Source organism: Promicromonospora iranensis, from assembly GCF_028994775.1.
Taxonomy (GTDB): domain Bacteria; phylum Actinomycetota; class Actinomycetes; order Actinomycetales; family Cellulomonadaceae; genus Promicromonospora; species Promicromonospora iranensis_A.
In genome coordinates, this window is record NZ_JAJQMN010000002.1 from 376382 (window position 1) to 400782 (window position 24401).

24 protein-coding genes are annotated in these 24401 nt (G+C 72.0%); 5 read left to right on the forward strand and 19 right to left on the reverse strand.

Annotated elements, in window-relative coordinates; all coding sequences use genetic code 11:
* Positions 1–119 precede the first annotated feature (119 nt).
* Positions 120–524 (forward strand): STAS domain-containing protein, encoded by a 405-nt coding sequence (locus LUU90_RS04495; protein WP_275002083.1) that lies wholly within the window; start codon positions 120–122, stop codon positions 522–524.
* Between the two features lie 93 nt (positions 525–617).
* On the opposite strand, the gene LUU90_RS04500 is transcribed toward LUU90_RS04495, so the two are convergent.
* Positions 618–2924, reverse strand: coding sequence for a SpoIIE family protein phosphatase (locus LUU90_RS04500; RefSeq protein WP_275002084.1), 2307 nt, complete (start codon positions 2922–2924; stop codon positions 618–620).
* Between the two features lie 306 nt (positions 2925–3230).
* Here LUU90_RS04500 and LUU90_RS04505 point away from each other — a divergent pair, with 306 nt between their 5' ends.
* The gene (locus LUU90_RS04505; RefSeq protein ID WP_310243018.1) at positions 3231–3698 is read left to right on the forward strand and encodes an STAS domain-containing protein; all 468 of its coding nucleotides are present in this window, start codon (positions 3231–3233) and stop codon (positions 3696–3698) included.
* A gap of 90 nt (positions 3699–3788) precedes the next feature.
* Here the strand turns inward: LUU90_RS04505 and fbaA are convergent, their stop codons facing one another.
* The 8 genes from fbaA to LUU90_RS04545 form a co-directional block, all read right to left on the reverse strand.
* A complete protein-coding gene (fbaA, locus tag LUU90_RS04510; RefSeq protein WP_275002085.1) occupies positions 3789–4808 on the reverse strand; it encodes a class II fructose-bisphosphate aldolase in 1020 nt (339 codons plus the stop codon).
* Between the two features lie 187 nt (positions 4809–4995).
* Positions 4996–6231, reverse strand: a complete 1236-nt coding sequence (locus LUU90_RS04515) for an MFS transporter (RefSeq protein WP_275002086.1) — start codon at positions 6229–6231, stop codon at positions 4996–4998.
* A gap of 103 nt (positions 6232–6334) precedes the next feature.
* On the reverse strand, positions 6335–7021 hold the full coding sequence (locus tag LUU90_RS04520; RefSeq protein ID WP_275002087.1) for a hypothetical protein: 687 nt from the start codon (positions 7019–7021) through the stop codon (positions 6335–6337).
* A complete protein-coding gene (locus tag LUU90_RS04525) occupies positions 7018–7614 on the reverse strand; it encodes a SigE family RNA polymerase sigma factor (RefSeq protein WP_275002088.1) in 597 nt (198 codons plus the stop codon). Before LUU90_RS04525 ends, LUU90_RS04520 begins: the two co-directional genes overlap by 4 nt.
* A complete protein-coding gene (locus tag LUU90_RS04530; RefSeq protein ID WP_275002089.1) occupies positions 7611–8714 on the reverse strand; it encodes an amidoligase family protein in 1104 nt (367 codons plus the stop codon). Before LUU90_RS04530 ends, LUU90_RS04525 begins: the two co-directional genes overlap by 4 nt.
* A gap of 3 nt (positions 8715–8717) precedes the next feature.
* A complete protein-coding gene (locus LUU90_RS04535; protein WP_275002090.1) occupies positions 8718–9263 on the reverse strand; it encodes a hypothetical protein in 546 nt (181 codons plus the stop codon).
* Between the two features lie 97 nt (positions 9264–9360).
* On the reverse strand, positions 9361–9993 hold the full coding sequence (locus tag LUU90_RS04540) for a TrmH family RNA methyltransferase (protein WP_275002091.1): 633 nt from the start codon (positions 9991–9993) through the stop codon (positions 9361–9363).
* A gap of 13 nt (positions 9994–10006) precedes the next feature.
* Positions 10007–11023 carry a DUF368 domain-containing protein gene (locus LUU90_RS04545; RefSeq protein WP_275002092.1) on the reverse strand — a complete coding sequence of 339 codons (1017 nt, stop codon included), beginning with the start codon at positions 11021–11023 and terminating at the stop codon, positions 10007–10009.
* 77 nt (positions 11024–11100) lie between these two features.
* On the opposite strand from LUU90_RS04545, the gene LUU90_RS04550 reads away from it, so the two are divergent.
* Positions 11101–11877 (forward strand): HAD-IIA family hydrolase, encoded by a 777-nt coding sequence (locus tag LUU90_RS04550; RefSeq protein WP_275002094.1) that lies wholly within the window; start codon positions 11101–11103, stop codon positions 11875–11877.
* 38 nt (positions 11878–11915) lie between these two features.
* On the opposite strand, the gene LUU90_RS04555 is transcribed toward LUU90_RS04550, so the two are convergent.
* The 6 genes from LUU90_RS04555 to LUU90_RS04580 all read right to left on the reverse strand — a co-directional run bounded on the left by LUU90_RS04555 (position 11916) and on the right by LUU90_RS04580 (position 17233).
* Positions 11916–12644 (reverse strand): hypothetical protein, encoded by a 729-nt coding sequence (locus tag LUU90_RS04555; protein WP_275002095.1) that lies wholly within the window; start codon positions 12642–12644, stop codon positions 11916–11918.
* 94 nt (positions 12645–12738) lie between these two features.
* Entirely contained in the window at positions 12739–13314 is a 576-nt protein-coding gene (pyrE, locus tag LUU90_RS04560; RefSeq protein WP_275002097.1) for an orotate phosphoribosyltransferase, read from the reverse strand.
* Between the two features lie 28 nt (positions 13315–13342).
* A complete protein-coding gene (locus LUU90_RS04565; protein ID WP_275002098.1) occupies positions 13343–14122 on the reverse strand; it encodes an SDR family NAD(P)-dependent oxidoreductase in 780 nt (259 codons plus the stop codon).
* A 9-nt stretch (positions 14123–14131) separates the two neighbouring features.
* On the reverse strand, positions 14132–15634 hold the full coding sequence (locus LUU90_RS04570; protein ID WP_275002099.1) for a tripartite tricarboxylate transporter permease: 1503 nt from the start codon (positions 15632–15634) through the stop codon (positions 14132–14134).
* A complete protein-coding gene (locus tag LUU90_RS04575) occupies positions 15627–16232 on the reverse strand; it encodes a tripartite tricarboxylate transporter TctB family protein (RefSeq protein ID WP_275002100.1) in 606 nt (201 codons plus the stop codon). The genes LUU90_RS04570 and LUU90_RS04575 overlap by 8 nt, the downstream gene beginning before the upstream one ends.
* The gene (locus LUU90_RS04580; protein ID WP_275002101.1) at positions 16229–17233 is read right to left on the reverse strand and encodes a Bug family tripartite tricarboxylate transporter substrate binding protein; all 1005 of its coding nucleotides are present in this window, start codon (positions 17231–17233) and stop codon (positions 16229–16231) included. Before LUU90_RS04580 ends, LUU90_RS04575 begins: the two co-directional genes overlap by 4 nt.
* Before the next feature lie 195 nt (positions 17234–17428).
* Between LUU90_RS04580 and LUU90_RS04585 the strand changes: the two genes are divergently transcribed.
* Positions 17429–18760 carry a sensor histidine kinase gene (locus tag LUU90_RS04585; protein ID WP_275002103.1) on the forward strand — a complete coding sequence of 444 codons (1332 nt, stop codon included), beginning with the start codon at positions 17429–17431 and terminating at the stop codon, positions 18758–18760.
* Positions 18757–19446 carry a response regulator gene (locus LUU90_RS04590; RefSeq protein WP_275002104.1) on the forward strand — a complete coding sequence of 230 codons (690 nt, stop codon included), beginning with the start codon at positions 18757–18759 and terminating at the stop codon, positions 19444–19446. Before LUU90_RS04585 ends, LUU90_RS04590 begins: the two co-directional genes overlap by 4 nt.
* A gap of 59 nt (positions 19447–19505) precedes the next feature.
* On the opposite strand, the gene LUU90_RS04595 is transcribed toward LUU90_RS04590, so the two are convergent.
* The 4 genes from LUU90_RS04595 to LUU90_RS04610 all read right to left on the reverse strand — a co-directional run bounded on the left by LUU90_RS04595 (position 19506) and on the right by LUU90_RS04610 (position 24395).
* Positions 19506–19937: a rhodanese-like domain-containing protein gene (locus LUU90_RS04595; RefSeq protein WP_275002106.1), complete on the reverse strand. Its 432-nt coding sequence runs from the start codon at positions 19935–19937 to the stop codon at positions 19506–19508.
* A 124-nt stretch (positions 19938–20061) separates the two neighbouring features.
* Positions 20062–20739 carry a hypothetical protein gene (locus LUU90_RS04600; protein ID WP_275002107.1) on the reverse strand — a complete coding sequence of 226 codons (678 nt, stop codon included), beginning with the start codon at positions 20737–20739 and terminating at the stop codon, positions 20062–20064.
* A gap of 93 nt (positions 20740–20832) precedes the next feature.
* Complete coding sequence (locus tag LUU90_RS04605; protein WP_275002108.1) at positions 20833–23451, reverse strand: dipeptide ABC transporter ATP-binding protein; 2619 nt, start codon at positions 23449–23451, stop codon at positions 20833–20835.
* Complete coding sequence (locus LUU90_RS04610) at positions 23448–24395, reverse strand: ABC transporter permease (protein ID WP_275002110.1); 948 nt, start codon at positions 24393–24395, stop codon at positions 23448–23450. The genes LUU90_RS04605 and LUU90_RS04610 overlap by 4 nt, the downstream gene beginning before the upstream one ends.
* Positions 24396–24401: the final 6 nt, after the last annotated feature.

The following is a 24401-nucleotide window of genomic DNA, read 5'->3' on the forward strand; positions in this document are numbered from 1 at the left end:
ACACTTCCGGGGCACAGGTGGACAAAGGTGGTCGCACCGGATTACCCCTGACGCCCGCGCGGATGGTGAATTTTGCCTTTCATCCGGTGCGATCGAGCAACAGTCGTTACGCTCGACACATGATCGAGATCGCGACGTCTCCCACGACGACGACGCTCGTGATCGCCGGCGACCTCGACCTCGCCGAACGAGACCAGTTCCCGGAGATCGCAGCGCGCGTCGTCGGCCTCCGCCGACAGCTGCTCGTCATCGACATGTGCCGGGTCACGTTCATGGACTCCACCGGGGCCGCGTTCCTCATCTCGCTGGCCGACGCCGGCCGCAAGCGGGGCGGCGCCACCGTGATCCGCGGCGCCGACGAGCGCGACCTGTTCGTGCTCGAGGTGTGCGGCGCGATGGAGCTCTTCCGCGTCGACGACGACCACTCGTGCGAGCCCTCCGCCCCTGACTCGGGTTTTGCGGTCCTGACATCGCGGGATGACGACGGCTCGCCGTTATCCCACCGCGACGTGTCCACTGCGTAAAACGTTATCCACCCTGGATCTCGACAGGCTCGGCCACCGGTGGTCGAGTCCGTCGAGACCTGCTTCGGTATCCGACCGGCTTCGGTAACCGACCTACTTCGGCGGGGTGGGCTGACGGCGCAGCTTCGCCCAGACCAGCTTTCCGGAGCCGGACGGGCGCCAGCCCCACTCGGCCAGCCGGTCCACGATCTGCATGCCGAACCCGCCCAGGCGGTTCGGGTGCCCGTCGGTGGCGACCGGCGGTGCCGGGTTGTTGTCCTCGACCTCGATCCGCAGCCCGTCCCCCGTGTCGTACAGGCGCAGCGCGATGTGGCCCCAGCCGTGCAGCACGCCGTTCGCCACCAGCTCCGACACGACGAGCTCCGCCTGTGCGGACTCCTCGATGCCCCATGCCTGGCAGGTGCGCAGCACGGCGTGCCGGGCCCGGCCGATCGAGGACGGCTCGCTCGGCAGCATCCAGCGCCGCCACCGCGGTGACAGGGCTGTCTCCCCGGCGTCACCCGTCGGATCGGGGATGCGGACGACGACGATCGCCACGTCGTCCTCGGGCGCGTCGGCCAGGCGCGAGAGCAGTTCCTCGCCGACTCCGGCGGCGTCGCGCGCAGTGATCGCCGACGCCGTCTCCAGCAGCGCCTCGAGGCCCAGGCGCAGGGACCGGTCGCGTCGCTCGATCAGGCCGTCCGTGTAGAACAGCAGCGTGTCGCCCGGCTGGAGGCGCGCCTCGCCCGTGGTCCGCTCCCGCGAGCCGAAGCCGACGAGCGCGCCACCGCCCTCGTCCAGCTTGATCACCTCGCCCGCGCGCAGCAGGAGGGGCGGGAGGTGGCCCGCACGCGAGTAGCCGACCGTCCACACGTCCGGCTCCTCCTCGCGCTTCAGGGAGGCGTACACCATGCTTGCCGAGCGCGGGATGCCCATGCCGGCCACGAGCTGGTCCACCCGCTCGAGCACACGGCTCGGCGTCGACAGCTCGAAGGCGTACGAGCGCACCACCGACCGCAGCTGCCCCATGGTCGCGGCGGCCTCGACGTCGTGACCCACGACGTCGCCGATCACCAGCCCGACGAGCTCCGGCGAGATCTGCAGCACGTCGTACCAGTCGCCGCCCACCTGGGCGTGCTCGGCGTTCGGCGCGTAGTAGGTCCACACGTCGAGCCCGGCGACGTCCGCCTGCTCGGGGAGCATGGCGCGCTGCAGGGTCTCGGCGAGGCGGTGCTCGCGTGCGTACATGCGCGCGTTGTCGATGGCGCTGCCCGCGCGGCGGGCCACCACCTCCACCACCGTGCGCAACGTGTCCGCCTCGTCGGCCTCGACGTAGTCCCCCGGCTCGTCCTCGTCCGGGACGATCACGACCAGCCCGAGCACGTCCCGCCGTCCTGCGACGGGGTGCACCACCACCGAGTCAGGCGCCTTGCCCAGCTCGTCGGCCAGGCGCAGGGTGAGGTCACGCTGCAGCCAGCCCGACGCCGAGTGCGGCGCGTGCGGGATGTCGAGGTGCAGGGTGACGGGGCCGTCGAGCACGCCGTCGAGCACGTCCTGGACCGAGTCCACCACCTCGAGGATCGGCATGGGGCCCGTGGTGACCGAGTCGCCCAGCGCATCCGTCTGCGGCCTGCGGCGCGCGGTCTTGTCCGCGATGTTGTCACCCTCGATGTACCGGGCATGACGGCGCCCGCGCCCGCTCGGCGGCGCCGCGACGTCGACGCCGGCGGCGTGCTTGAGGCCGTCGTCGTTCACGTAGAAGCCTGCCCAGCGCACCATCGACTGGAGCAGCTCCGCGATGTCGCGCAGGGCGTACGGGTACTCGAGGTCGGTCAGGATCTCGGTCGTCTGGGCGATGAGGTCGAGGTCCTCGCGCTGCTGCCGCTCGACCTCGAGGCTGGCGAGCTGGGCGGCGTGCCGCTCCATGTGGTCGGAGACGTCCACGCTGAACCCGACCCAGTGCGTGATGCGGTCGCTGTGGCCCGCACGCGCCGGGGTGAGCGTGAGCTGGGCCCAGCCGTGGGTGCCTCCGCGCAGGTGCGAACGGACCGTCGCGTGCACCTCCTGGCCGGCGTTCACCAGCTCGGTCATGCGCTCGAGGTCCTGCGGCTCGACGAGCATCTCGCCGAGCCTGCGCACGGTGTGCCCCGCGAAGTCGGTGAACCGCACGCCGGCGTAGTGCTCGAAGGCGCTGTTGGCCCAGAGCATCGGCATGCCGTCCTCGGTGGGCCCGGTGAGGAACACGGGGATGCCCACGTTCACCGCGGCGCGCAGGACCACGTCGCCGATCGACGGCGGCAGGGTGCGCGGGATGCCGGTGGCCGACGTGTGCCGGCGCGCCTCGGCACCTTGCGTCCGGTAGGCGCCGAGCGGCGGGTTGCTCGGCGGGATGCTCGGGGGCACGCTCGCGGCACGGACCACCGGCCGATTGGTCTCGAAGCCGTTTCCGTTCGCCGTTCCGTTCGACGTCCCGTTGGCACTGCCGTTCGACGTCCCGCCCCGGATCGGACCGAGGCCGAAGACGGAGAGGCCGGGGTGCCGTGGCGGCGGAGAGGACGGTGGTAGACCGGATGAATCGGTCAAAATGCCCTCCCAACGGTATCTCTTGCTCGAGGTGCTGTTCCAGCAGGACATTCAACCGTAGATTGGGACGGTCCGAGATCTGAACCTCAACCTCTATCATCGGACCGACACAGCGCCACGACCACTGCTCCCGGAAGGAGAACCGTGCAGGACGGAACTTACGACCCCCCGCGCGGTCCGCAGGGCGGGAGCCCCCAGGACCCCGGCCATCAGACCCCCGAGATCGGCGACCCCGCGAGCATCCACGTCATCGTGGGCCGCTCACGTGCTCGGATAGTGCTCTCCGGGGAGATCGACGCCGACATCGGCGGTGATCTGCACGAGGCCACGGCCGCGGCCGAGGAGTCACGTCTCCCGGTCGAGATCGACGCGCATCATGTGACCTTCATGGACTCGTCGGGCGTCGCGTTCCTCGCGCGCCTCGCGAGCCGCAGCCCGCACCGGGTGCGCGTACTGCGCGCACCGCCGACGGTGCGCTTCCTGCTGGAGGTGACCCGGATCGGCGACCTCCTCGACATCGTGGACGAGGACCCGGGCTTCGAGCTGGACGACGACGGCCCGTCCGGCCCGCCGTCGGGCGGCGCTCCGACCCCTGCGGGTGTGGGCGGCTGACGCCTTCCGGAATGATCGGTAAAAGGTCAGGTGATCGGTAGTTGGAACTACCGATCACCTGACCTTCTACCGATCACCCAAGCGGTCGGGTCACATCTTGTGGCCGGCCGAGCGGAGCTGCTGGCAGGCCTCGACGATGCGAGCGGCCATGCCGGCCTCCGCCGTCTTGCCCCAGGCGCGCGGGTCGTAGGCCTTCTTGTTGCCGACCTCGCCGTCGATCTTCAGGACGCCGTCGTAGTTCTTGAACATGTGCTCGACGACGGGGCGCGTGAACGCGTACTGCGTGTCCGTGTCGATGTTCATCTTGATGACGCCGTTGTCGACGGCCGCGGAGATCTCCTCCGCCGTCGAGCCCGAACCGCCGTGGAACACGAGGTCGAACGGGTTCTCCTTGCCGATCTCCGCGCCGACGGCCTTCTGGATGTCGAGCAGGATCTCCGGACGCAGCTTCACCGAGCCCGGCTTGTACACGCCGTGCACGTTGCCGAAGGTGAGGGCGGTCAGGTAGCGGCCGCGCTCGCCGGCGCCGAGCGCCTTCACGGTGGCCAGGCCGTCCTCGACCGTCGTGTACAGCTTGTCGTTGATCTCGGCCATGTGGCCGTCCTCCTCGCCACCGACGACGCCGATCTCGATCTCGAGGATCGTGCGCGCGGCCTGCGACAGCTCGAGCAGCTCGGCGGCGATCACGAGGTTCTCCTCGATCGGCACGGTGGAGCCGTCGAACATGTGCGACTGGAACGTCGGCAGGCCGCCGTTCTTCACCTGCTCGGCCTCGATCGCGAGCAGCGGCTTGACCCAGGAGTCGAGCTTGTCGGCCGTGCAGTGGTCCGTGTGGATGGCGATGTTGACGCCGTAGCCCTTGGCGACCTCGGTGGCATACGCCGCCAGCGCGAGGGAGCCCGAGACCCGGTCCTTCACCGTCGAGCCGGACGCGTACTCGGCGCCGCCCACGGAGACCTGGATGATGCCGTCGGACTCCGCCTCGGCAAAGCCCTGAAGTGCGGCAGTGACGGTCTGCGACGAGGTGATGTTGACAGCGGGGTAGGCGAACTTGCCGGCCTTCGCCCGGTCGATCATCTCGGCGTAGACCTCAGGGGTTGCGATGGGCATCTGCGAAACTCCAAACGACTGGTGAGATGGGCGGTCGCAAGAGTGTCCGAAGCCGCCCGGGTATGCACCATCGATCTTGCCACGATCCACAGGCGCCCGTGTGCGGCCGTTCGACAGTCGAACGGCCGGAACACTGTGGTTTTCATCTGTTCGTCGCCGTCGGGCGCCTCTCGAACCCGCTCCGGCCTCAGCTGGCGGGGCGGTCCTCCGGGTTGCGTTCGCGGATCGGGGTGAAGATCGCCACGCCGACCACCGCCACATAGATGACCGCCACCGCGAGCAACGGCCCGGACGCGCCGAAGCGGTCGGCGGCCGCGGTGAGGACTGCGGCACCGAGCGGCGCGAGGCTGTAGTGGATGGTCCAGAACGCCGCGGTGACCCGCCCGAGCAGGGGATCAGGCGTGACAAGCTGGCGCAGCGACATCGAGCAGACCGCCGCCAGCATGAGCCCGAACCAGAACACGAAGACGCCCGCTCCCATGACCACCGCGTCGCGGTTCAGCGCGAGCACCACGCCTGCCAGGCCGCACAGGGTCATGGCCGTGATCCAGCAGGCGCCGAAGCCGAACGTCCGGCGCAACCGGGCCGACAGGACCGCCGCCAGGCACGTCCCGGCCCCTGCGGCGGCCATCACGTAGCCGACGACGTCCTCGCTCTCCCCCAGGCCGTGGCGCACCTGGTAGATGATCACGTCGGTCAGGCCGTACGTGACGAACGTGGTGACCGTCAGGAAGATGGTCAGCACGCGCAGCACCGGATGCCGCCACAGGAACCGCGCGCCGGTGATGAAACCCGTCCGGAGATCGCGTCCGAGTCCGGGGCGGTCCGCCGACGCGGCGGGGGCCACCCGCGAGAGGCGGACGGCGAGCAGGCCGAGCGCCGAGACGCCGAAGGTCGCCGCGTCGATGGCGATCGCCGCCGTCACGCCGACCGTCGCTGCGATCAGCCCGGCGAGCGCCGGTCCGCCGATGCTGGCCAGCGAGGCGGTGGCCTGGAGCTTGCTGTTGGCGTCGGCGACCCGTTCACGGCCGACGATGGTGGGCACCGCCGTGATGTAGGTGATCTGGAACAGTTGCCCGAACACCGATGCGACACCCGCGACGACGAACAGCAGCCACACCTGGGGCTCGAACGCCCAGCAGACGGGTACCGCCGCGAACAGCAGCAGGCGGGCGACGTCGCAGGCGATCAGGAGCCTGCGCCTGTCGAACCGGTCGACGACGGCCCCGCCGACGAGGCCCATCGAGAGCGAACCGGCCGCCATGACGCTCGTCAGCAGACCCATCTGCACCAGCGAACCGGTGGCCTCCAGCATGAGCAGCGGGAAGGCGATCACGGAGAAGGAGTCGCCCAGGACCGAGAGCGTCTGAGTGCCCCAGAAGACCACGAAGTTTCGGTCCCGCGTCAGGGGTGCTGGACTCATCCGACGCTCCGGTTCACCCGACGATCGTGGCCCTGCGGCCGCCCGGAAGCAAGGGTCCGCCGGCCGACGCCGCGGTCGGGTGCCGGGTGGCGGACGTGCCTGCTCAGGGCAGCGGAGGCTTCTCGCCGTCGAGGAGCATGTCCCCCGCTCGGGCCTTCGCCTCGCTCGCGCCGACCTGCCACAGGTCGGCCAGCCGCTCGGCGTCCTCGTAGGTGTACCCAGCCTTCCGGAACGCGTCCTGCTCCGCCACGGTGGGGAAGCGCACCTCCTCGTTCGACCCGTGCGAGCCCGGCGCCACCGGGACGGCGTTGCCGTCGAGGATCAGCTGCCCGGCGCGCGCCTTGGCCTCCAACGAGTCGACGTTCCACAGGTCGCGGAGCGCCACCAGGTCCCCCGCCGTGTACTCGGCGCCCCAGAACGCGTCGTGCTGCTCGCGGGTGTAGCCGTCCGGCATGGCGGACCACTCGACGCCGACAGCCTGTGCGACACCGTCGACCGCGGCCGCGAAGCCCGTGTAGGGGTTCGCCGCCGCCGCGGCGCCCGCACCGACGACGCCGAGCGTGGACGCGACGACACCGGTGAGCGCGAACGCGCCCGCACGCCGCACGAACGGGGTCACCACGGCGTTCCGGCCGTCGGCCGCCACGGCGATCGTGGCGGCGATCCGCTGAGCCGTGGCGGCGGTGGCCGCGGCGTCGGGCTCACGTGCGCGCAGGGCCGCACCGATCAGCTCGGCGAGCTCGTCGTGGCCGGGTTCACCCTCCGGCCGGTCGGGACGGTACTGGTTCATCGCTTCTCCAGGTGTGTCGAGATGGTGCGCCGGAGAGTGGCCAGGGCGCGCGCGGCGTGGGAGCGGACGGTGGCCGGCGAGGTACCGAGCACGGTCGCGATGTCGGCGTCGGCCAGCCCTTCGTAGTACCGCAGCACGAGCACCGTGCGCTGCCGCGGAGGGAGCTGCGCGAGGCGGTGCCACATCGCGTCCTTCTCCGCATGGTCCTCCGCGGGGTCGCCCGCGGCGCCTCCGTGCCGGGCCAGCGCGTCGTCGCCGGTGGGCTGGATCATGCGCACGTGCCAGCGACGGCGCCACGACAGGTGCTCGTTGGTGACCATGCGCCGGAGGTACAGGTCGGGGCGATCCGTCAGGACGATCCGACGCCACCGCTGGTGGGCACGCAGCAGCACCTCCTGCACGAGGTCGGCAGCTGTGTGCTGGTCGCCGACGAGGACCGTCGCGTAGCGGATCAGCCCGGGCAGGTGCGTCCGCACCAGCTCGTCCAGCGTCCGGGCCGGGTCGCCCTCGTCGGCACCGCGAGCGGGCACCTGCGCCTGCACCCGTGGTGTCGGTGCGCTGCTCGGGCCGACGGCCGGCAACCAGGTCGTCATCGCCCGGCCCCCGCCGTCGTCAGGGCCAGCAGCGCCTCTTCCGGGTCGTGCGCCGCCGCTACGTCGGGTCGCGGTATCGGTGTGTCGTCGAGGCACCGCAGCAGCAGGCGCTCGACGAGCGCCGCCCGCCCGACGATGTCCGACGTGTCCAGTGCACCGGGCAGGAGGCGCACCTCGACCGTGTCGCGGGCGGGGCTCGTGGCGACCAGCTGCGTGAGGTTCACGTCGGCGTACTTCGTCAGGCCGGTCTCGCGCGCGGCGGTACGCAGCTCGGCCCAGGACAGGTCCTCCCGCTCCACGAGCTGGACCAGCTCCTCGGGCAGCGGCGCGAGGCGCCGGCATGCCGCATTGGTGCCCAGCGCCGCCCACAGCGGCTCGCGCCAGTGCCCGAACAGCCGGACCAGGTTGGCGAACGCGGGCGACCGCCGGAAAGGAGCGCCGTCCAGGTGCAGGTGGACGGCGGCCTCGGCGGGAACCGTGAACCCGAGGTCACGCGCGGGTGCCAGCAGCTCGCCCAGCCTCCGGCCGTGGTCCCGCGTGATCGGCGGCGTGACGATCTCGCAGGGTCGCTCGCGGCCCGCGGGCAGCGGCATCACGACGGCGATGGTGGCGCCCGCGGCGTCGTTCACCCGCGCCGCCCCGCCCCGCAGCTCGACCTGGGTGCCGAACAGGTCGGCGACCGGGGCCAGGACGTCGGCCAGGGCGGCGTAGGGGTCCGTGCACCGCTCGATCAGGCGCAGCAGGCGCGGCTCGTCGCACAGCACGCGGTACCAGCCCTCGTGCCCCCGGGTGGACGCCCCGGCCAGGTCGGACACGATGGTGATGTCGTCCACGAGCCGCACCACGGGTGAACCGGCACCGTCGACCACGTCGAACGCGGGGGACAGGTGCCGGAACACCCCGACGCCCGGCACCGGTGACGGCTCGCTGTCGGTGTGAAAGGACCGGTGCACCCGGCCGCCACCGCGAGCGGCGACGGCGTCCGCGAGCGTCTGCCGGTCCGAGCCGGCGGGCGCGAGCAGCTCGATCTCGAAGCCGATGCGCGAGGTGAGGGTGTTGATGGTCGCCTCCTGGCGAGTCGTCAGCGGTGCCGGGCGCACGGATCAGCTGTCAGCCGGCGTGGCCGAGCCCAGGGGCAGCTCCTCGCCGTCGAGCACCATCTGGCCGGCGCGGGCCTTCGTCTCCACGAACTCGGTGTCCCACAGCGCGCTCAGGGTCTCGACGTCCTCGGCCGTGTGGCCGGCGTCGAGGAACGCCGCGATCGCCGCCTGCTCGTCCGCCGGCAGCTCGGGGGTGGTGTGCGTGCCGGGCGCGAACGGGAGCGCCTCGCCGTCCAGGAGCATCTGGCCGGCGCGGGACTTGGTCTCGGTCTCGTCGAGGGACCACAGCTCCTGCAGCTCGATCAGGTCCTCGCCGCTGTACTCGGCGGCCCAGAAGGCCTCGTACTGCGCCTGGGTGTAGCCGTCGGGCATGTCGGACCAGTCGACGCCGACGGCGTGCACGGTGGTGCCGACCGCCTGGCCGAAGGCCGAGGTCGGGTTGGACGCGGCTGCCATGCCGGCACCGACGACGCACAGGCCGGTGGCCGCGACGCCGATCGCGGTGAGTCGGAGGGTCTTCGAGCGGAAGGTGCGGGTGCTGCTGGTCACGTGGACCTCCAGGTGCGTGGGATGTGCTTGCCCTCTTAAGACGTCCCTCACCCCGCCTGATGTGGAGTCCGGACCGCCACGACTTCTGGCGGCCGGACTACCCCGCGTGCCGCACGGCCCACGCGTGCATCGCTATGGCCGCCGCCGCGCCCGCGTTGATGGACCGGGTCGAGCCGTACTGCGTGATGTGCAGGACGACGTCGCAGGCCGCCTGCGCCTCCGCCGTCAGGCCGGTGGACTCCTGGCCGAACAGCAGGACGCACTCGGGCGGGAGCTGGTAGCCCTCGATCGGCACGGAGCCGGGCACGTTGTCGATGCCGACGACGGGGAGGCGCCCACCCGCCGGTCCGGCCGACGCCGCCCACTCGGCCAGCGCCGCCGCGTCCGGGTGGTGGGTCACGTGCAGGTACCGGTCGGTGACCATCGCACCGCGGCGGTTCCAGCGGCGTCGGCCCACGATGTGCACGCCCGCCGCGTTGAACGCGTTGGCCGTACGGACCACGGAGCCGATGTTGAGGTCGTGCGCCCAGTTCTCGATGGCCACGTGGAACGGGTGCCTGCGCGTGTCCAGGTCCGCGACGATCGCCTCGACCGACCAGTACCGGTACTGGTCGGCGACGTTCCGGCGGTCGCCGTCGGCCAGGAGCTCCGGGTCGTAGCGCGGGTCGTCGGGCAGCGGGCCGGACCAGGGGCCGACGCCGACCTGGGTCTCGCCGGGCTCTTCCGTCACTCCGTCGGCTCCGTCATTCCGGCGTCGCAGTGTCCGGGGCCCGGCGGGACTCCCACCAGACAGCCACGGCGACGACGGCGGCGCCCAGGAGGGCGAGCAGCAGCGGGACCAGGATGTCGCCGGGCGGGGCCAGCAGACCGCCCGCCTCGTCCTGCCAGGGCCACAGCGCGCGCAGCGAGCCGATCATGAGGCCGGCGAGCAGCGCCATCGTGCCCTGGCGGCGGTGCTCCAGCAGCCAGTGCAGCACCTTGACGAACGACCCCAGCCCGACCGCCGCGCCGAGCATGAAGGTCCCGACGAAGGCGAGGTCGCGGTCGTGCAGGGCCTCCTGGACGGGGATGTACAGCCCCATGGCCAGCAGCACGAAGGAGCCGGAGACCCCCGGCAGCACCAGCGCGTTGATGGCGATCGCCGCTCCGACGAAGACCAGCCAGAGCGACGGGTCCGAGATCTCGGCCGCCGGAAGGCCGGTGAGGAAGTAGGCGCCGACCGCGCCGCCGACCAGCAGCACGACGTCGAGCACGCGGAACCTGTGCGGCATCATCCGCAGCGGCACGCTGACGGAGACGGCGATCATGCCGAAGAACAGCGCACGCATCGGCACCGGGTTCGACTCGAGCAGGGGAGCGATCGTGTTCAGCGAGACGAGCAGGATCACGACCATGCCCACGAGCACCGGGAGGAGGAACGGCCAGTCGATCTGGCGCAGCGCGGCGCGGGCCGGTCGCAGGCCCCGGCCTCCGGCGACACCCTGGACGAGCTCGCGCGCGGCGTGCACGAGCTGGCTGGCCGCGCCGAGCAGACCGTCGTAGAGGCCGACGACGAGCGCGATCGTCCCACCGGAGATGCCCGGCACCGACTCGGCCGCGCCGACCATCCCGCCGCGGAGCCCGTTGCCCAGCGCGGCGGACCACGGCGTCCGGGTGGACGGGGCGGCGTGACGGCGGACCGGACCGGGGCGGGTGGTGCTGCCCTGCGGCGAGGCTGTGTCGTCGTGGGGCAGCGTGTCGTCTGAGGACAGGTTGGTCACGCGCGAAAGCCTACGGCCCACCGCGGGGCCGGAACCACGCCCGCGACCTGGACCTCCCGGGCGCTAGGCTGACGGCCATGATCGAACGGACCACCGAAGCCTGGCTCACGGACATGGACGGCGTGCTGGTGCACGAGGGAACGGCCCTGCCCGGCGGCCCCGAGTTCATCAAGGCGCTGCGGGACAAGGAGCTGCCGTTCCTCGTCCTGACGAACAACTCGATCTTCACTCCGCGCGACCTGCGCGCCCGGCTCGCCTACAGCGGCATCGACGTGCCGGAGGAGAACATCTGGACGTCGGCCCTGGCCACCGCCCAGTTCGTCGCGGACCAGATCCCCAACGGCAGCGCGTACGCGATCGGCGAGGCAGGTCTCACGACGGCGCTGCACCAGGCGGGCTACACGCTCACGGAGTCGGACCCGGACTACGTGGTGCTCGGCGAGACCCGCACCTACTCGTTCGAGGCCATCACGAAGGCCATCCGGCTGATCGTCGGCGGCGCCCGCTTCATCTGCACCAACCCGGACGTGACCGGGCCGTCGCAGGAGGGGCTGCTGCCCGCCGCCGGCTCGGTGGCGGCGATGATCACCGCGGCGACCGGCCGCCAGCCCTACTACGTGGGCAAGCCCAACCCGGTGCTGTTCCGGTCGGCGCTCAACCTGATCGGCGCGCACTCGGAGTCCACGACCATGGTCGGGGACCGCATGGACACGGACATCCTGGGCGGCATGGAGGCAGGCCTGGAGACGTTCCTGGTGCTCACCGGGTCGACTTCGGTCGACGAGGTCGAGAAGTACCCGTTCCGCCCGAGCCACGTGGTCAACTCGATAGCGGACATCGTCGACCTGGTCTGAGGACCTGGTCCGAGGACCTGGTCCGAGGAACCCGGCGGTCAGGTCAGGCCGGGGATCCCGAAGCCGCCGATACCGCCACCGCTCTCGAAGCGCGGCCCGCCCTTCTCCAGCGGCAGCACGATCCGTGCGACGTCGGCGACCCGCTTGGCCCGCTCCGTCAGGTTGGTGACGTCGGTGCGGCCCGGACGCCACAGCAGCACCGAGGGCCCCTCGATCCGCAGCCGGGAGCCGTGGAAGTCGGGCAGCATCACGATGTTCGCGAGCCGTGCGTCGAGGGCGCGGCGCGCGAAGAACTCGTCGGAGGCACGCACGAGCCACTGCCCGTCGAACGCCGGGTTGTCGATCTGGACGTCCTGGGCACCGAAGAGCTTCTGCCACTTCTCACGGAGGCCCTCGGGCGACAGGTCGACCACCGGCTCGCCCGGCAACGCGTCGAGCGCCACGACGTGCGCCGTGCGGCGCAGGCCGGCCCGGCGCGCGTCGGCGCCGGGCGAACCCGAGCGCCACGTGTAGGTGAAGGAGACGATGTCGTAGCCGTCGACGCTGCCCCGCAGGACGTCGCGGGCCTCACGGTCCAGGCCGATGCCGAACGGCCGGCCGCTCCACCGCTGGGCGAGGACCGGATCCGTGCTGGCGTACTCCCAGCCGTTCTCCTCCGCCCACCGGGCGACGTCCTGCGTACGGCCGCGTTTCATGACGTACGCAGCACCGACCGTGAACGCCACCACGCCGATGACGAGCAGGACTAAAGCGACAAATGTCCCCATGAACCTAAAGATACCGTAGGGCTAGGCAAAAGTCTCCACAGCAAGTGATATCGAGACGGCCCGGTTACGGTATAGCGAAGTCCAGCCGAGTCACTCAGGCGAGACCGAGCTCTTCCAGGCCGTAGAGGTAGTGGTAAGGCACGCCCAGCGCCTCGATCTTCTCGCCGGCACCGGTCGCACGGTCCACGATCGTGGCGACGCCCAGCACCTCCGCGCCGGCGGCCCTGGCCGCCTCGATGGCGGTGATCGGCGAGCCCCCGGTCGTGGTGGTGTCCTCGACGACCACCACCTTGCGCCCGGCGATGTCCGGCCCTTCGATCTGGCGCTGCATGCCGTGCGCCTTCGCCGCCTTGCGCACCACGAACGCGTCCAGGTCCTGGCCGCGCGAGGCCGCCGCGTGCAGCAGCGCGTCGGCGATCGGGTCCGCGCCGAGGGTGAGCCCGCCGACGGCGTCGATCTCGGCGGTGCCCAGCCCGACCTCCTCGAGATGGTCCAGGAGCACGTGCCCGACGAGCGGTGCCGCCCGGTGGTGCAGCGTGATCCGGCGCAGGTCGACGTAGTAGTCGGCCTCCTTGCCGGAGGACAGGGTCACCTTGCCGTGCACCACGGCGAGCTCCTTGATGAGCTCGGCCAGCTGCTCGCGCGGGGTCGGGGAGAAGTCAGCGTTCACGGTGCAAGGGTACGTGGCACGCCGTCACTCAGCGGTACTTGCCGACGGCGCGGACGGCCCAGCGCGGCGCGGCCCGCAGCACGGCGGTAGCGACCTTGTAGCGCACCGACGGCGTGGACAGGACGACGCCCCGGCGCGCGTCGGCCAGGGCGGTCCGGACCACGTACTCGGCGTCGAGCCAGCCCCACTCGGGCACGATCGCCGACTCGGCGATACCGGCCCGTGCGTGGAACTCGGTGTGCGTGAAGCCTGGTGACAGCAGCGTCGCGGTCACGCCGGTGCCCTTGAGCTCGACCGCCAGCGACTCGGTGAAGGTCCGCACGTACGCCTTCGCGGCGGCGTACGTGCCGCCCGCGGTGAGGGCGGCCACCGAGCCGACGTTGAGGATCGCGCCGCGGTCCCGTTCGAGCATCTGCCCGACGGCGGCATGCGTCAGCTCGACCACCGCCCTCACCATGACGTCGATCCCGCGGCGTTCCGTGGAGACGCGGCCCTCCGCGAAGCTCGCGCTCGTGGCGAACCCCGCGTTGTTGACGAGCAGGCCCACGGGGTGCAGGCCCTCCTCGCCCGGCCGGCCCCCGACGACGGCGAGGCGCCGCGCGACCCGCTCGACGTCTTCGGGCAGGGAGAGGTCCGCCGGGAGCACCTCGACCGCCACACCGTGGGTGGCACGGAGCTCCTCGGCGACCTGCTTCAGCCGTTCCTCGTTGCGGGCCACCAGCACCAGGTCGTGCCGGTCCGCCGCCAGCTGCCGCGCGAACTCGAGACCCAGGCCGGCGGACCCGCCGGTGATCAGTGCTGTGCTCATGGCGGCAGCCTAGGCTGCCGCACGCTCCCGGCGCTTGAGCCAGATGCCCACGGCCAGCAGCACCACGATCGCCGCGTACGCCGTGGCGGCGAACGGGCTGGTGACCAGGTAGCTCAGGTCGCCCTGGCTGATGGCGAGGGAGCGGCGCAGCCGGTCCTCCGCCATCGGGCCGAGGATCATGCCGACCACCAGGGGCGCCACGGGGTACCCGTACCGTCGCATGAAGAACCCCGCCAGACCGATGAGCACCAGCAGCAGCACGTCGACGGGCGAGAAGTTCAGCGCGTACGAACCGAGCGCGCCGAACAGGATGATGCCCGCGTACAGGTAGTGCCGCGGGATGCGCAGCACGCGCACCCACATGCCGACGAGCGGCAGGTTCAGGACCACGAGCATGAGATTGCCGAGGTACAGGCTCGCGACGAGCGCCCACACGAGCGCGGACTCGTTCTGCAGCAGCATCGGGCCGGGCTGGATGCCGTAGGACTGGAAGGCGACGATCATGATCGCCGCGGTCGCCGTCGTGGGCAGGCCGAGCGTGAGCAGGGGGACCAGCACACCTGCCGCCGCGGCGTTGTTCGCCGCCTCCGGACCCGCCACACCCTCGATGGCGCCCTTGCCGAACTCCTTGCGCCGTTCCTTGCCGGCGAGCCGGCGTTCGGAGGCGTAGGAGAGGAAGGTGGCGACGTCGGCCCCGCCGGCGGGGATGGTGCCGACCGGGAACCCGATGGCGGCGCCCCGCAGCCACGGCTTCCAGGAGCGCCGCCAGTCGTCGCGCTTCATCCAGGTGCGCCAGCCCTTCTCGACGGGGATCACCTGGATCTTCCCGTGCCGCATCCGGGATCCCACGTACAGGGCCTCACCGACGGCGAACAGCCCGACGGCGACGACGACGACGTCGATCCCGTCCGCGAGGTTGGGCACGCCGAACGTGAAGCGCTGCTGGCCGGTCAGGGTGTCGGTGCCGACCAGCCCGAGGAACAGGCCGAGCGAGAGCGAGGCGAGGCCGCGCGGCACCGACGAGCCGAGCAGGGCGCCCACGGTGACGAACGCGACCACCATCAGGGCGAAGTAGTCCGGCTCGCCGAGCTGGACGGCCAGCCGGGCGACGACCGGCGCCATGAACGTGAGCGCCACCGTGGCGAGCGTGCCCGCCACGAACGAGCCGATGGCGGCAGTGGCGAGCGCCGCCGCCCCGCGCCCGGCACGCGCCATCTTGTTGCCCTCGATCGCCGTGACGATCGACGCCGACTCACCGGGCGTGTTGAGCAGGATCGACGTCGTGGACCCGCCGTACATGCCGCCGTAGTAGATGCCGGCGAAGACGATGATCGCCGCCGTCGGCTCCAGGGAGTAGGTCAGCGGCAGGAGCAGGGCGATCGTCATGGCCGGGCCGATGCCCGGCAGCACGCCGACCGCGGTCCCGATGAACACGCCGAACAGCGCCCACAGCAGGTACACGGGGTGCAGCACGGTGGCGAACCCCTCGAGCAGTGCGGAGAAGTTATCCACGGAGGAACGGCACCCCTTCCAGGAGCGGGCCGGCCGGGAGCGAGAGCCCCAGCAGCCCGCCGAAGACCACTTGGACGACCAGGCCCAGCACGAGCCCGGCGAGGGCGGCACGCCACCACGGACGCGCCCCCAGGATCACCGCGGCACCGCCGAACAGGATCGCCGCGGCGAACGGCCAGCCGATGACGTTGATCGCGAACACGTGGACGACCAGGGTGATCACGAGCAGCACCACCGTCAGCCAGTCGGTCCGGACGGTGGGGTCGACGTCCTCGCCGCCCTCCTCCTCACCTGCCCGGCCGCTCAGGACCAGCGCGACCAGCACCACCCCAGCGGCGACGAGCATGCCGCCCACGAGGTAGGGGAAGGCCCGCGGACCGAGCGTGTTGGCCGAGCCCGGCACCGTGATACTCCCGGCGGCCACCAGCACGTACACCCCGAGGGCGGCGGTGGCCAGGGCCAGCACGAGCTCGCCCCACCGGCGGCGCGGCCGCTCCGCCGGCCCCTGCTGGAGGGTGTCCGACGTCGGAGGGCCGGTCTCCGTCGTCGGCTCACCCGGTTCGGTGGGCGCCTCGGGCGCCGCGTCGTCGGGCCTCACCGGACGAGACCGATGTCCCGCAGCACCACCTGGATCTCCGCGATGTTCTCGTCGAGGTACGCGTCGAACTCGTCACCGGCGAGGAAGGCGTCGTCCCAGTCCTTCTCCTCCAGCGTCGCCTGCCACGCGTCGGACTCGGCGAGCTCCGTGACGGCAGTGGTCAGCGCCTCCTTCTCGGCCTCGTCGATCGTGCCGGGAGCGACCACACCGCGCCAGTTCGTCAGGACCACGTCGTAGCCCGCCTCGGTCAGGGTCGGCGTGTCCGGGAGAGCATCGACGCGCTCCTCGCCGGAGACCGCGAGCGCCCGCAGCTCACCCGCCTGCACCTGCTCCGCGTACTCGCTGATACCCGAGATGCCCGCGTTCACGTTGTTGCCGAGCAGCGCCGCCAGCGACTCGCCGCCGCCCGAGTAGGCGATGTAGTTCAGCTTGTTCACGATGTGCTCCGAGGGCATGCCCGCGGCCTGGAGCAGCATGCCCGCGAGGATGTGGTCCGTGCCGCCGGCGGACCCGCCGGTGATCGACACGTCCTTGCCGTTCGTCTTGATGTCCTCGACGAGGTCGTCGATGGTCTCGTAGGGCGACTCCGCCGGGACCACGATGACCTCCTGCTCCTCGGTCAGGCGCGCGATCGGCGTCGTGTCCTCGATCCGGGCCTGGGACTCGTTGGTCTCGACGGCACCCACCATGACCAGACCCATCACCAGGAGCGTGTTCGGGTCGGTGGCGTTGGCGATGTTCGCCAGGCCCACGGTGCCGCCCGCGCCGTCGACGTTCGTCACCGTCGCGGTGCCGACCAGGCCCTCCTCCTGCATGTCCGCCTGCATCGAGCGGCCGGTGAGGTCCCAGCCGCCGCCCGGCCCCGCGGGAACCACGATGCTGAGCTCGTCGATGGCCGCGTCGCTGCCGCCGCCACCGTTCGCCTCCAGGCTGGAGCAGCCCGCCAGGGCGAGTGCCAGGACGATCCCGACGGGGGCAGCCCCGGTTCGGATGATGCGCATGTCTTCTCCTTTGAGTGAATGCGGCAGATGCGGGTACCCGGGCCGGCTGCGTTGCCGGCCCTCGGTCCGTCTCGGCGCGAGCGTAGGGAGCGGCCACCCCGCGGGCCCGGTTGTGGTCGCAACGAAGGTTGTGGTCGTTTTGATCGCGGCCTCCCGGCTACCGCACCTGCCCTCACGCGGTGCACACTGGCGTCCGTGAGAAGAGCGATGACGCTCCGGGCGCAGCTGCTGGTCCTGCAGGTCGTCATCGTGCTCGTGCTCGTGTGCACCACCGGGTTCGTGGCCGTCGCCCTGCAGGAGCGACAGCTCCGTGAGGCCTACGTCGACCGGATGGCCGGGGTGGCGCAGTCGGTCGCGCGCCTGCCCGCCATCCACGACGCCTTCGACGACGACGACCCCTCCGCCACGATCCAGCCGATCGCCGAGGTCATCCGCGAGGCGTCCGGCGTGACGTACGTGGTCGTCACCGACGAGCACGGCGTCCGGTACTCCCACCCCGACCCGCAGCAGATCGGGCAACCCGTCTCCACCGACCCCTCCGTGCCGCTGTCCGGACAGATCTGGACCGGCACCCAGACCGGGACGCTCGGCACGTCCTGGCGCGTCAAGGTCCCGGTCTTCGGCGACGCCGCCGACGACGCCTCACCCGCCCCCGTCATCGGCACCGCCAGCGTCGGCATCCTCGAGTCCGAGCTGCGCGCCGACCTGACCGAGGACCTCGGCTGGCTGCTCGCGGCGCTCGCGGCCGCCGCGGCGGTGGGCGTGCTGTGCGCGGCGTGGGTGACCCGCCTGGTCCGTCGCCGGATCTACCTGCTGGAGCCGGAGGACATCGCGGGCCTCCTGGAGACCCGCGGCCTCACCGACGCACTGCGCTCCCAGTCGCACGAGTTCGCCAACACCGTGCACGTGATCTCGGGGCTGCTGGAGCTGGGCCGTACCGAGGAGGCGGTCGCGTTCATCGAGCGGTCGGGCTACGGCGGACTGCTCACGGCGTCGGCGGTCGCACCGGGCGTGCGGTCCCCCGAGCTCGCGGCCCTGCTCCTGGTCAAGGCGATCACGGCGCGTGAGCGCGGCGTCACGCTCGACGTCGACGACGCGTCCGCCCTCGACCCGCCGACCACACCGGACGCCTCGTCCCTGCACACGGACGCGCTCGTCGTGCTCGGGAACCTGATCGACAACGCGGTCGACGCGGCTGCCCCGGAGGGTCGGGTCCGCGTGCTGCTGCACGCGGACGGCACGCACCTGCGCCTGCGGGTGGACGACGACGGCCCCGGCGTACCGGCCAACCTGCACCACCAGGTGTTCAAGGCAGGGTTCTCCACCAAGGTGCCCGGCGACCGGGAGCACAGCCGTGGCATCGGTCTGGCGCTGGTCAGACGGGTCGTGGACCGGCGCGACGGCGAGGTGGTCATCGGCACCGGCGACCTCGGCGGGGCGCGGATGACCGTCGAGCTGCCCGTACCGGTGTCCGCGTCAGGCGGGCGCCTCCGAGCGGCTGCCGGCGCGGGCGAGGCGGCACCATGACCGAGCAGGCACGGACGCTCATCGTCGAGGACGACCCGACCGTCGCCGTCGTGCACCGGGGTTTCGTGGAGGGCCACCCGCGGTTCGTGGTGGTGGGCGAGGCCCGGAACGGCGCGGACGCGCTGCGCCTGGCGTCCGCGCTGCGACCCGACCTCGTGCTGCTCGACCTGCACCTGCCGGACATCGGCGGTCTCGACGTGCTCCGGCGGCTGCGGCTGCTGCCGGGTCCGCCCGTCGACGTCGTCGCGACGACCGCCGCACGCGAGCTCGACAGCGTGCGGCAGGCGATGGCCGGGGGTGTGCTCGCGTACCTGGTCAAGCCGTTCACGTCCGCCGCTCTGCGTGAGCGGCTCGACGAGGTGTGGCAGCGGCGCGAGGACGTCCGGCGCGCGCAGACCACCCTCGACCAGGACGAGGTGGACCAGCTCCTGGCCGGGCCGCGGTCCGCGACCACGCTGCCGCCCAAGGGCCTGTCCGAGCGGAGCCGCACCCTCGTGCAGGAGGCACTGACACGGCTGTGCGGCCCGGCCGACGACGCCTCGGCGGCCGAGGTCGCCGAGGCGGTCGGGATGTCACGGGTCAGCGCCCGCCGCTACCTGGAGCACCTGGTCACAGAGGGCCACGCCCGGGTCAGCCCGCGCTACGGGGCGACGGGCCGCCCGGAGAACCGCTACCGCCCGATCTGACCCACCGTGGGCACGGGCCGTCGCACCGCTCTGTGGAAGCAGATCTCCGGCGGGAGCGATCAGACCGGAGCAGCGAGCGGGTCCGCCGTCGGCTGGACCGGGCCGTTCACCGTGTCGTACGCGAAGCCCTCGCGGACCCAGTACTCGAAGCCACCGATCATCTCCTTGACCTCGTAACCGAGCTTCGCGAACTCGAGCGCGGCCTTGGTCGCCGCGTTGCAGCCCGGGCCCCAGCAGTAGGTCACGACGGGCTTGTCCCGGTCGATGGCCTGCTCGGCGCGCAGCCGCACCTTGCCGCTGGGCAGGTGCACCGCGCCGGGCACGTGGCCCTGGTCCCACGACTCCTGGGAGCGGACGTCGACCAGGGTGAACGGGGCGTCCGCCGCGTCCTTCCCGTCGAGCGCGACGTGGACGTCGGCGACATCTGTCTCGAAGGCGAGCCGCCCGGCGAAGTGCGCGACGGCGGCGGAGGTGTCCTGAGAGGTCGTCATGGGCCGAGTGTGCGGACGCGATGGCGTCGGCGACAAGAGGGCGGACCCCCACATTCTCTGAAACGTGCGTAAGCCGCGCTACGCCCAGCGCCGGGGAGGGTCCATGCGCGCGGGTTGTTGTAGGTCAGTCCGTCACCGCATCGTGCAGGAACCGGACGACCCTGCGCGCGCGGAACATCAGCGCGTAACCGATCGCGATCACGTGACCCACCACCCGCATCGTCTCGTTGACCGCGCCCTCGAGCAGGGTGTCCTCGTCGTCGACCACACCGTCCCGGGCCGATCTCAGGCTGAGGATCCTCGCGCGGTCGTCCGGGCCCAGGCCCTCGAGGAGCTTCGGCACCGTCGACAGCGACTGCGCGAAGGGAGCGTTGTGCAGGAGGACCGGCTTGATGATGTCCTCGGGGTCGAGGAACTTGCCGGCGATGATGATGACGGCGACGACCGAGCGGCGTCGGGCGAACGCCGCGAGAACCGCGCCGGCTCCCGCGGAAGCACCCATGAGCGCGACGCGCTCCCCGCGCTGCTCGTAGCGCTCGATCATCTCGTCGAGCCGGTCCAGCCGGTCCTGGAACGACGCGTCCGAGGACCAGCGGACGCGGAACATGGTGGTGCGCACGCCGAGGGCACGCCACGTGCGCAGCGCCTCGCGCTGGAGGTGCACCAGGGGCGGCAGCCGGTCGCCGAGCCCGGGCACGAAGATCACGCGGATCGGCGCCTTCCCAGCAACCCCGACCACGCGCCGGGCGGCGGCGTCGAGCCCCGGGAGATCACTGTCGCCGCTGGTCGTCTGCTCGCTCATGTCGCGCAGAGGCTACACGCATCGTGCGCCGGCAGACCCGCAGGTCACCGGGGTGGCCTGGGGGTCCGGCACTCGGACCGAGCTACGGCAGCGTCAGCGGAGGAGGACCGGTGTCGCCTCGCGCAGCGTGCGCGTGTACTCGTGCCGCGGGTGGTCGTAGACCTGCTCGGCGGGCCCCTGCTCCACGATGAGGCCGTCGCGCATCACCGCCACGTGGTCGCACACGTGTCGCACCACGCCCAGGTCGTGCGACACGAGCAGCAGCGTCAGGGCGTGCTCGTCCGCGAGCCGGGCCAGCAGGTCGAGCACCTGCCGCCGGACGGAGACGTCGAGCGCGCTGACCGGCTCGTCCGCCACGAGGATGCGGGGGCGGCACACCAGGGCGCGCGCGATGGCGATGCGCTGGCGCTGCCCGCCGGAGAACTGGTGGGGGTACCGCTCGGTCGCGTCGAGCGGCAGGCCGACGGCATCGAGCATCTCGCGCACGGCGTCCCGGCGGGCCGACGCCGTCCGCGGGCCACCGACCCGGACGTTCGCGGGGTTGAGGAGCGGCTCGGCCACGATGTCGCCCACGGTCATGCGGGGATCGAGCGAGCCGTACGGGTCCTGGAAGACGAGCTGCAGGGCGGCACGCAGGTCGCCCAGCTCGTGCGGCGCGGCCGGCAGCCGCACACCGGCGCTGGTGACCCGGCCCGATGTCGCACGGTCGAGCCCGGCAACGATCCGCAGCAGCGTCGACTTGCCCGAGCCGGACTCGCCCACGATCCCGAAGCGCTGCCCCTCGTGGACCTCCAGGGAGACGCCGCCCAGCGCGTGCACCGCCTGGCCCCGGCTCTGGTAGGTGCGCGTCACGTCCTCGACGCGGATCAGCGGCTCGGTGACCCGGTCCTCGGACCTGATGGACGACGCGGCGCGGGGCTCCAGGGTCGACGCCGCCAGCAGGCGCCTCGTGTACTCGTGCCGGGGGTGTGCGAACACCTCGGCGACAGTGCCCTCCTCGACCACCACGCCGTCGAGCAGCACCACCACCCGCTCGCAGACCTGGGACACCACCGCCAGGTCGTGCGTGATGAAGAGCAGACCGGCGCCCCGGTCCTCGACCAGCCGCACCATGAGGTCCAGCATCTGGCGCTGCACCGTGACGTCGAGGGCCGTCGTCGGCTCGTCGGCCACCAGCACGGCCGGGTCGTTCGCCAGGGCCATCGCCAGCACCACTCGCTGGCGCTGCCCGCCGGACAGCTCGTGCGGGTAGCGCCGGGCGGCGCCGTCGGACAGGCCCACCTCGGCCAGGAGCTCGGCGGCGCGTCTCGTCGCGGTCCGGCCCGTGGCACCGTGCAGGGTCATCGTCTCGGCGACCTGGCGACCCACGCGCATGAGCGGGTTCAGCGCGGTCATCGGCTCCTGGAAGACCATCGACACGGCCTCGCCGCGCAGTCCCGCCAGGGCGTGCTCACTGCGGTCCAGGAGGTTCCCGGGCACCCCGGCGAGGTTCACCTGCCCGGTGGCCGCCACGCCGTCGGGCAGCAGGCCGAGCGCCGCGAGCGCCGTCATGGTCTTGCCCGAGCCGGACTCACCGATCAGGCCGACACGTTCGCCGGGGGCCACCCGGAGGGAGACGTCGGACAGGAGCGGGCGGCCGCTACCGGTGCGGACGGTGAGGTCACGGATGTCGAGGGCGGGGGGTCTCTGGGTCTCGACCGACTGGTGCGGGGTCTCGACAGGCTCGACCAACGGTCCGTGCTCGGCAGCCGGTCCGGGCTCGGCCAACGGTCCGGGCTCGGCAGCCGGGGCCTGCGGGCCGACGGCGGAGAGCCGCGGGTCGTACACGTCGCGCAGCCCGTCGCCCAGCAGGTTGAACCCGAGCACCGCCACGGCGATGGCGACGCCGGGCACGATCGCGAGGTGGTCGGCGACGCCGAGGAACTGCTGCGACTCCTGCAGCATGCGGCCCCACGACGGCGTCGGCGGGGGCGTGCCGAGGCCGAGGAAGGACAACCCGGCCTCGGCGAGCACGGCGATCGCGAAGTTCACGGAGCACTGCACCAGCACGGTGCCCGCGATGTTGGGCAGCACGTGCCGTGCGGCGATCGCGAGCTCGCCGCGGTTCGCCGCCCGGGCGGCGACCACGTAGTCGGACCGCATCACCTGCAGCGTGCCGCTGCGCGCGACGCGCGCGAAGGCCGGTATCGAGCCGATGCCGAGCGCGATCATCGCCGTCACCGTGCCCGCGCCGTAGACGGCGCCCAGCACGATCGCGAGCAGCAGTCCGGGAAAGGCGAGGAGGATGTCGCTACCGCGCATCACGAGGGCGCCGAGCCGTCCGCCGCGCATCCCCGCGAGCACGCCGAGCGGCACGCCCACCACCGCCGCGATTCCCACTGCCACCAGGCCGACGAGCAGCGTGATCCGGGCACCCGCCATCACCTGCGAGAACACGTCGCGGCCGAACCGGTCGGTGCCGAGCCAGTGCTCGGCACCCGGCGACAGGAGGCGCTCGGCGCCCGCGTGCTCCGGGTCGAACGGGGTCCAGACCAGTGAGACCAGGGCCGTGACGACGACCAGTCCCACGAGCACCGCGCCGATCACGAGCTGAGGGTGCGCACCGGGGCGCCGGGTCACCGGCCGCGGTCCCGCAGGTCGCCGGAGGGCTCCTGCCGGGGATCGGGGATCGGGCGTCGGCTGCCCGACGGCGACCATGGCCGGGTCGGTCATGACGCCCTCCTGAGCCGGGGGTCGAGGAGGGTGTAGGCGAGGTCGACGAGGAAGTTGAGCAGCACCACGAGGACGACGAGCACCGCCACGATCGACTGCACGGCGAGCAGGTCACGGTTGCCCACCGAGTCGAGCAGCAGGCTGCCGAGGCCGGGCACGGCGAACACCCGCTCGATCACGACGGCGCCGATCAGCATCGACGCGATCTGCACGCCCACGACGGTCACGATCGGCACGCCGGCGTTGCGCAGCCCGTGTCGCACGAGCGCTCCCGTGAAGGTGAGCCCCTTGGCGCGCGCCGTGCGCAGGAAGTCCTCACGCATGATCTCCAGCACGGCGCTGCGCACGTACCGCGTGATGATCGCCGCCTGCACGGAACCCAGCGCGACCGCGGGCAGCAGCACGTGCCGCCAGAACTCCCCGAACCCCTCGACCGGCGCCGCCCAGCCGCCCGAGGGCAACCAGCCCAGCCGCACGGCGAACAGCGCCACGAGCAGAACGCCCACCAGGAAGTTCGGCACGGCGACACCCACCTGGCTCACCGCGGAGAGGGTCACGCCGCCCGCGTTCCGGTGCCAGACGGCGGCGAGCGTGCCCACCGGCACCGCCACCACCAGGGCGATCAGCATGCCGAGCAGCACGAGGATGCCCGTGACCTGAACCCGGTCCGCGACCAGCGGGGTGAGGTCCTGGGACGTCACGTAGCTCGTACCGAGGTCCCCCGTGAGCAGGGCGCCCACCCACTCCAGGTACTGCGCGACGAGCGGGCCGTCGGTACCGTGCTCGGCGCGCCAGGCGGCCAGCGCCTCGGGGGACGCCTCGATCCCGAGGGCAACGATCGCGGGGTCACCGGGCAGCACGCGCAGCAGCACGAAGATCGCCGCCGTCGCGACGAGGAGCGTGGCGACGAGCTGGGCGACGTGCGAGGCGAGATGTCTGGCCACGGGTGA